General features: G+C 67.8%; 1 protein-coding gene. It reads right to left on the minus strand.

All coding sequences use genetic code 11. From position 1 onward, the window contains the following. Positions 1 to 304, minus strand: a 304-nt coding sequence (locus GCM43_RS25950; RefSeq protein WP_193315750.1) for an Ig-like domain-containing protein, incomplete at both ends; no start/stop codon positions are given.

Below are 304 nucleotides of genomic sequence, written 5' to 3' on the forward strand. Positions count from 1 at the left end.
AGCGTGACGGTGCTGCCCGCTTCGGCGGTGCCAGTGACGGTAGGCGTGGTGACGTTGGTGACACCGTCGGTGCTGGAGTTGCCGCTATCGGAAGCCAGCGCCAATACCGGGGCACTTGGCGCTGCCGGTGCGATCGTGTCGATGTTGATCGACAGCGCGGCGCTGGCGACGCTACTATTGCCGGCCGCATCCACCGCCTTGACGCTCAGACTGTGCGTACCGGAAGCCAGTGCGCTGCTGGTGATGCTCCACGCGCCGCCGGTGGCCACGGCCGTGCCGAGCACGGTGGTGCCGTCGGTATCGT

It is taken from the genome of Janthinobacterium aquaticum (genome assembly GCF_009208565.1).
In the GTDB taxonomy this organism is placed as follows: Bacteria; Pseudomonadota; Gammaproteobacteria; order Burkholderiales; family Burkholderiaceae_D; genus Janthinobacterium.